The organism is Klebsiella sp. HMSC09D12 (assembly GCF_001808475.1).
GTDB lineage: Bacteria > Pseudomonadota > Gammaproteobacteria > Enterobacterales > Enterobacteriaceae > Klebsiella > Klebsiella oxytoca.
In genome coordinates this window covers 703-1,159 of the sequence record NZ_KV793501.1, presented here as the reverse complement: position 1 = coordinate 1,159, position 457 = coordinate 703, and the positions used below count along the sequence as shown (strand labels likewise).

Sequence of the window (457 nt, the reverse complement as noted above, 5' to 3'; positions counted from 1 at the left end):
GCGACCCGCGTCATCTATCCTGCCGGGCAAAAGCAGGTTCAGCTGGCGGTCACCAACAACGACGAAAAGAGCACTTATTTGATTCAGTCATGGGTGGAGAATGCCGACGGCGCGAAGGACGGCCGCTTTGTCATCACCCCGCCGCTGTTCGCCATGCAGGGAAAAAAAGAGAATACCCTGCGCATCATTGATGCCACCAGCAACCAGCTGCCGCAGGATCGGGAAACGCTGTTCTGGATGAACGTCAAAGCGATCCCGTCGATGGATAAATCAAAGCTCAGCGACAACACTCTCCAGCTGGCGATCATCAGCCGCATCAAGCTCTATTACCGTCCGGCAAAGCTGGCGCTGCCGCCGGATCAGGCTGCGGAAAAGCTGAAGTTCCGCCGCGGCGCAGGCACGCTTACGCTGATCAACCCCACTCCCTACTACCTGACGGTCACCGAACTCAACGCCG

General features: G+C 58.0%; 1 protein-coding gene. It reads left to right on the top strand.

The window, feature by feature from the left end:
* Positions 1 to 457: fimbria/pilus periplasmic chaperone (locus HMPREF3178_RS21670; RefSeq protein WP_228705145.1), on the top strand; the 457-nt coding region annotated here is incomplete at both ends.